The sequence below is a fragment of the Ruegeria sp. HKCCD7303 genome, assembly GCF_013111185.1.
Classification (GTDB): Bacteria; Pseudomonadota; Alphaproteobacteria; order Rhodobacterales; family Rhodobacteraceae; genus Ruegeria.
This window is the reverse complement of sequence record NZ_WVRE01000017.1, coordinates 20521-27108: the sequence shown is the minus strand read 5'-3', so window position 1 is coordinate 27108 and position 6588 is coordinate 20521. Positions and strand designations below refer to the sequence as shown.

General features: G+C 51.4%; 6 protein-coding genes. 2 read left to right on the top strand and 4 right to left on the bottom strand.

Annotation, left to right across the window (positions count from 1 at the left end; translation table 11 throughout):
- Nucleotides 1-314: 314 nt before the first annotated feature.
- The gene (locus GS630_RS22125; RefSeq protein ID WP_171621173.1) at nucleotides 315-1316 is read right to left on the bottom strand and encodes an Ldh family oxidoreductase; all 1002 of its coding nucleotides are present in this window, start codon (nucleotides 1314-1316) and stop codon (nucleotides 315-317) included.
- Between the two features lie 257 nt (nucleotides 1317-1573).
- Here GS630_RS22125 and GS630_RS22120 point away from each other — a divergent pair, with 257 nt between their 5' ends.
- Entirely contained in the window at nucleotides 1574-2500 is a 927-nt protein-coding gene (locus GS630_RS22120) for an alpha/beta fold hydrolase (protein ID WP_171621174.1), read from the top strand.
- 219 nt (nucleotides 2501-2719) lie between these two features.
- Nucleotides 2720-2902: a hypothetical protein gene (locus GS630_RS22115; RefSeq protein WP_171621175.1), complete on the top strand. Its 183-nt coding sequence runs from the start codon at nucleotides 2720-2722 to the stop codon at nucleotides 2900-2902.
- 187 nt (nucleotides 2903-3089) lie between these two features.
- Here the strand turns inward: GS630_RS22115 and GS630_RS22110 are convergent, their stop codons facing one another.
- The 3 genes from GS630_RS22110 to GS630_RS22100 all read right to left on the bottom strand — a co-directional run bounded on the left by GS630_RS22110 (nucleotide 3090) and on the right by GS630_RS22100 (nucleotide 6588).
- A complete protein-coding gene (locus GS630_RS22110; protein ID WP_171238394.1) occupies nucleotides 3090-4829 on the bottom strand; it encodes an adenylate/guanylate cyclase domain-containing protein in 1740 nt (579 codons plus the stop codon).
- Between the two features lie 173 nt (nucleotides 4830-5002).
- Nucleotides 5003-5362, bottom strand: a complete 360-nt coding sequence (locus tag GS630_RS22105) for a group 1 truncated hemoglobin (RefSeq protein ID WP_171621176.1) — start codon at nucleotides 5360-5362, stop codon at nucleotides 5003-5005.
- A gap of 374 nt (nucleotides 5363-5736) precedes the next feature.
- Complete coding sequence (locus GS630_RS22100) at nucleotides 5737-6588, bottom strand: ABC transporter permease (RefSeq protein WP_171103639.1); 852 nt, start codon at nucleotides 6586-6588, stop codon at nucleotides 5737-5739.

Below are 6588 nucleotides of genomic sequence, written 5' to 3'. Positions count from 1 at the left end.
GATCCGGTGGATTTTTTGTAGATCGACCGGGCTGTTTGGATTTTGGTTGCGGGGACAGGAATTGACCTTTACCGAACGTTTGCGAAATTCGGATCATAGCGCGACGAAACGCGCCCATCAAACACGCAAAATCTCACTTGTGAACAGCAGCCGGTTCATACATTTGGGCTCGAACAGGACATACGACAGATTTGGTTGGGTTGCCGATGGGAGGTTGCAAGCTGACGCTGCGGGCGTCCGCTAATTCTAAGCGTGTTTTAAAACCAACGTGATACGTCACTTGCCGACTCGTTGTCAGACGCTCCCATGACGGTTCATTTTGTTTGGGTTGAGATGGCTTTGAGCCGCGCAAGGTCGGCTTCGGCTACTTCGATCCCGTCCCGCACCGCATTGTAGCGGGCGTCTCCTTTGGCCGCGCCGGGAACATGAACCCCGTGCTCGATTGAAAGGCGATCCATCTGCGCGGCCATTCGTTCCGCAAAAGTGGAGTAATTTTTTGACGGATCTATCGCCAAAACAAAGAGCCCGGTCGCCGGGCTGTTCGCACCGTCAAAATAAGATGGCGCGTCGAGCGACCAATTGGCTCCGGTGAGGCCCGCGGCAAGAACCTCGACCATCAGCGCGATATTGCCCCCGCGGGAACCACCGAAAGGTAAAAGGGTGCCGTCCAGCGCGGCGGCGGCGTCGGTTGTAGGCCTGCCTTCCGCGTCCAGTGCCCAACCCTCGGGTATTGGTGCACCGCATGCTGCCGCCTTGCGGATGTTGACATAGGCCGTCGCGCTTGAAGATTGGTCAATTAGCAACGGAAATCCTCCTGCGCGGGGTGCTGCGAAGGCCATCGGGTTGGTGCAGTAAACCGGTGTTTTACCACCCGAGCCCGCCAACAGAACCGGACCGTTCGTGGCGGCAAGACTAACCAGACCGGCCTCAGCAATACGTAGCGTGAATGTTCCCAGCGCCCCACATAGAGTTACATTGCGAATAAGGAGAACAGCCAATCCGAGTTCACGGGCAGCGGCGACAAACGCGTCGAACGTGAGGTCGAAACTTAATTGCGGCAGCCCGCGGCATCCGTCCACCGCAAAAACACCCGGCGCCATACGCCTAATTTTGGGTTCGGCACGTCCATCGATACGCCCTGCTTCCAGGTTGTCTAAATAATCGAATATATGCTCCAACCCGACAGTGGTTTGCCCCATCGACTGCGCCAGCACGGTTTGCGCTGCAAGCGCTTGCGCATTGGCGCGACTAAACCCTGCCGCAGTAAGAGCGGCCAGCAGCCGTGTCTCCAGTTCTTCAGCCTTAAGTCGAGCCATTCGTCCCACTATCATGCGGATACGAAAGGCAAACAAGCCCCTAGAAGTCCATGATTGGGTCCGCATGCAGTTTATTGGGGCACCCTGGTGATCGTGTCAAACACCGTGCGTGCGTTCTGGGCTCGATTCTGATGTTCGCCTGAATATCGCGAGCGACCGCTATGCGGACAAAGCAGCCAATTCAACTGGCATAATTTTCCCAAGAGCCTTGTCTTAACGGTTATTGACGCGCCAGTTGCCGGACGCGATCATAGGTCATGGATCGGCCTAGAACTCAGTACGCGAAAACGGGCGATGTTCACATCGCATATCAGGTATTTGGAACCGGACCAATTGATCTGCTTTGGGCGCAGGGTTGGGCGACCCATATTGAATACGCATGGGAAAGCCCTGACTATGCGCGCTTTTTGACCAAGATGAGCCGGTTCGCCCGCGTGATATTTTTTGATAAGCGGGGCGTCGGCATGTCGGACAGGGATGTCGGGTACCCGACGCTTGAGGAACGGTCGCAGGACATCAATGCGGTGTTAGATGCTGTAGGCACGGAGTGGGTTGCGATCTTTGGCATGTCTGAAGGTGGCGCGATTTCGAGCGTTTTCGCAGCCACTTACCCGGAGAGGGTAAGCCATCTCATCTTAAATGGGAGCCGCCCCCGCTATAAATGGGCTCCTGACTATCCACTTGGGTTAAAGCCCGACGAAGTTAAGGGGGCGATCGAATATCTATGCAACTATGTCGAAGGCGATTTCATTGGTATTGATGGTGCTCCGAGCATTGCTGACGATCCAGCAGCTCAACGTTGGCTCGACACATATTTTCGCTATGCTGCCAGCCCCCGTGCCTTGGAAAAATTGTCTCTAATGAACTACGATATAGATTATCGTCACGTCCTAAAAGCGATACAAACACCGACTTTGGTTATGTACCGAGAGGGAGACCGGTGGTGCAATGTTGGTCATGCAAGATACTTGGCGGACCACATTGATGGTGCGGAATTGCGGATTATGCCCGGTGACGACCATATCGCTTGGTATGGAGATCAGGATCAAGTCGTCTCTGAAATAAGGGCATTCGTGACCGGGGAAGCTGCCGCTGCTACGACTGAGCGAACGCTGCTAACTCTGGTTTTCCTTGACCTCGTTGACTCTACCAAACGTCTGACCGAACTGGGCGATGAACGCTGACACAGTATATTGAATCAACTGGACCTAACCGTACAGCGTCGCGTCGCTGCGTTTGGGGGAACCACGGTCAAACATACTGGAGATGGATACCTACTATCGTTCCGAGGTCCAACAAGTGCACTGGATTGCGCGCAAAGCCTGCGACACGATCTGGCGAGTATGGGTTTGAAAAGTCGAACAGGAGTGCATACCGGCGAATGTGAAATTTGGGGAAATGACTTGGCTGGAGCTGCAGTGCATATTGCGGCACGGCTCATGAGCGAAGCAAGCCCTGACGAGATTCTAACGTCTCAAACGGTCAAGGACCTGACACTCGGATCTGACCACAGCTTTTGCGAATTGGGGCGACGCGAGCTTCGAGGTATCGGTGGAGAGTGGACCCTCTTTGCCGTTACAAATTAGCAACTCGTAAGCCGCAAATCACTAATTCGACGAGGGTCAGCTCTGGGCTCGAAGCAGACCTTCGCTGCAACTTGATTGAACGTCTACTTTGAGGACAAAGCGGTCGTTAAACTCCGGCGATCCATGGCCTTTTCTTACAAAGAGAATACGCATCAATCCTCAATTTTTAAGTTTGCAAATTGTTTACTCAACCAGCCAGTCGAAGTGAGGTTGCCGCCATAGCGCTCCTCAATTCGGCTTTCAATCTCTTAGATATCTCGCGATCTTTGAAGTATTCAGTTTGAATGAATGTAGAAGGTCTAAAGTCCGGATCGTGAAGCAACAAATCGCGAACTGCTCGTTCAAGCTTGTGGTCATTATTCAGGTGAGTTGCGGCCGCAGTCCGATATGCTGCCGCCCGCCGGGTAAGCCTCGCAAATTCATCCACGGTGTTAAAACAAGCCTCAAAATCATGCATGACATAGTAGGCAATTGCCTCTAGTTCGCGGCAATATTCGGGCAAAAAGGGATCAAGCATCTTTGCACGCTTTTGGTACTCAAGAGCAGTCTTCCCATCTCCGAGAAAGTTATGGAGTTCACCGGTTCGCCCGACAATGAAAGCATGATTGGGGTTTAACTCCAGAGCGCGATTGAAGTGGAACTTAGCCCGTTCAAAGTCACGAACATAGAGCGCCAAGGAACCGGCAATTCGATGGCTTTCAGCGTCCGTTTCATCCAGCTCGACAGCTAGGTTCCCTGCTTCGACCAACTCATCCCATACATCTTCACCGGTCCATTCTGCTACTGTAGCGACAGCGCACGCCCTCCACGCATGAACTCGACCATATCCTGGATCTCGTTTCAGCGCTTCGTCAAACCAATGAACCGCTTCCTCTGCATTCTCCTTTGTGACTCCACCAATCCGGTGAAAATACAAACCGCGGATTAAACATTCATAGGCTTCCAGGTCACCTGGACGTTTTCGCTGTGCCGTGGCTTCCAGTTGCCGTTCGATCTGGCCAGCCACACTCGCGACGATTTTGGCAACAAGGTCATCCTGGAAATCGAAAAGATCCTCCAGATTGCAATCCGCCCGCTCTGTCCAAAGCTGTTCGCCTGACACTGCATCCGTCAGATACGCGTTGATCCGTATGCGATTTCCCAGCTTGCGAACCCCGCCTTCAAGACAGAAATGCACGCCGAGTTTCTGTCCAAGTTCACGAGCGTCCGCCGCAACCCCTTTTAAGCCAAAACTAGTATTCCTAGATATCGTGAGAATGTCAGGGAATCGGGACAGCTCTGTGATGATGTCTTCCGTCAGGCCATCGGAAAAATACTCCTGCTCGGGATCATCGCTCATGTTCTTGAAGGGAAGCACAACAATTGAGTTGTTGGACTTTTGCAGTTCCGCCACGTAGGGAAGGCTACTGTCCTCGATAAGCGCAGTTCCGCAGCTGTGCGTTCCAAGCTCGCCTGCAACAGCGTAGACCGTAATTGGTTCGGAAATATTTTTGAGCTTTCGGGTGCCCTGATTCTCAAATTTGAGCTGGGCCGACCGCTTGGCGTGTTCAAACACCGCATTACTTACGAGGACCATACCTGGCTCAGCTTCAGACTCAATACGACTTGCTACATTCACCCCATCGCCAAGCAAATCGTCGCCATCTACTACGACATCGGCAAGATGGACCCCAACCCTGATTTCTAGTCCTATCTCTCGCTTGCTTACTGGTGCAGCGAGTTGAAGTTGTAAGTTGTAAGCACAGCGAACTGCCGCCACTGGGCTAGAAAACTCCAAAAGAAAACCATCACCCGCGCGGTTAAAGACCCGCCCATTGTGCGTGGACGCAACAGTTCCGATTAACTCGTTTAACAGTGTAACACGATTTATCGTGTCGATTTCATCTTCACGCATCCGAGTGGAATAACCGACAACATCAGCGGCCAAGATCGTAGACAATCTCCTATTCATATTGGAGGATCCTTTTGCGCATAAATTTTAAGCCCAAATGCACGATTGACCTATAGTAAGCCATTTGACTTCAAGAGTCTGCAAGTCGGACAAGCAAGCTTTGATTTAATGATTTGAATATTGCCGACTCTACCCGGTTGTGGCGAAAGTCAGATACCTACAACTTGGTCCTTGAGGCTATATAGAATGTATAAGACCTCTTCTTGTTCCCGTTGACCGACGTCGTTGGCCTTCAGGGCGTTCATGGCATCGTCCAGAACTGCGACAAACTCATCTCCGCTGATGTTCATGTACTGATGCGCTGCAACCATATCCTTGCCTCTATACATCTCAGGCCCACCAGAACCAGTTATGAAGAAGTCTCCTGCCATTTGTTTGAGGTGCTCTATATCGGTTCCCGCAAATCGTGCAGCGACAACTAGGTTTTTGGAGTGATTGTCCACCAGAACGTCGACTATTCGACGAATACCATCCGTTCCTCCCAGACGTTCATATAGCGTCTTTGACATGGTGCCCCCGTGTCTGGCTCACCTCAAACCTCGATCTCTTGTGAATGCTAGCATGCCGAGCTGATTGGCACCAAATCTTTAGCATTCAAGCGATGTCTATGATCCTAGACCATCACCAAATGTGATGTCTGCTTCGGGCTCGAAGCCGTCGCTCGTAGAGTTTGGGCGAATTTCTGCTCTGCGGACAAACGCGCCATTTGTGTCTGCTAACCGCACATCAGCGTTCAATCGCCCTTCGAGCGCCTGCTCGGAGGACAAATCACCAATTTTTTAGTGCATCAATTTTGGGTTAAAGAAAGCTCACTCTTTTGATTATGATGAATCGTCACCATTCTTCGTGGCTGAAGTAATCCAGTTTCTTAAATCCGGTGCAATTAGTCAGAAGTACCTCTAAGACGCTCGGATCTACGGCGCAGCAATTCAAGTGTTGCTAAGAGAGCTATGGATAGAAGCACCAAAAGCGTTGCTACCGCGAGGATCGTTGGATTTATCTGCTCGCGTAGCCCTGAAAACATCTGGCGAGGGATTGTTCTTTGTTCTGGACCCGCCAAAAACAACACCAAGACTACTTCATCAAATGAAGTTACGAAAGCAAACAGTCCTCCAGAGATGACACCAGGCCGGATGATCGGAATAACCACATCGAAAAACACTTTAGTTGGCGAAGCTCCTAGACTAAGGCCAGCGCTGAATAGTGAACGATCAAAGCCAGTCAGTGTTGCGGTGACAGTGATGATAACGAACGGTACGCCAAGGGCTGCATGAGCAATTATTAGGCCAGGGTAGGTGCTGACCAAATTAAAGCTTGTATAGAAAAAGAACATGCCGGCAGCGATGATGATTAATGGCACGATCATGGGCGAGAGAAGAAGCGCAGTGATCAAGCGCTTAAATGGCATCCAAGGCGACGCGAGACCAACCGCCGCAAGTGTTCCCAATCCTGTTGCTAAAATCGCAGCGGCGATGCCCACGACAAAACTATTCCAGATGGCAAGCGTCCATTTCTGGTCCTGTGCGATTGCCTGGTACCAGCGCAGGGAAAAGGCATCCGGGTCTAGCGAAAGCATACCTTCAGTGAACGTAAAGAATGGTTCTGCATTGAAAGACAGGGGCACAATAACTAAAATTGGCAACATCAGAAAAACGAGTACCAGGTAAGCTGAGAAACGCAGACTATAATGTCCAGCGATGTGCCAAAAGGTAAAATACTCTGGGAACTTCCGCAT

Coding starts and splice junctions, on each gene's coding strand:
- GS630_RS22125 (WP_171621173.1), bottom strand. CDS start 1,316: ATGGCTCGACTTAAGGCTGAAGAACTGGAGACACGGCTGCTGGCCGCT.
- GS630_RS22120 (WP_171621174.1), top strand. CDS start 1,574: ATGGATCGGCCTAGAACTCAGTACGCGAAAACGGGCGATGTTCACATC.
- GS630_RS22105 (WP_171621176.1), bottom strand. CDS start 5,362: ATGTCAAAGACGCTATATGAACGTCTGGGAGGAACGGATGGTATTCGT.
- GS630_RS22100 (WP_171103639.1), bottom strand. CDS start 6,588: ATGCGGAAGTTCCCAGAGTATTTTACCTTTTGGCACATCGCTGGACAT.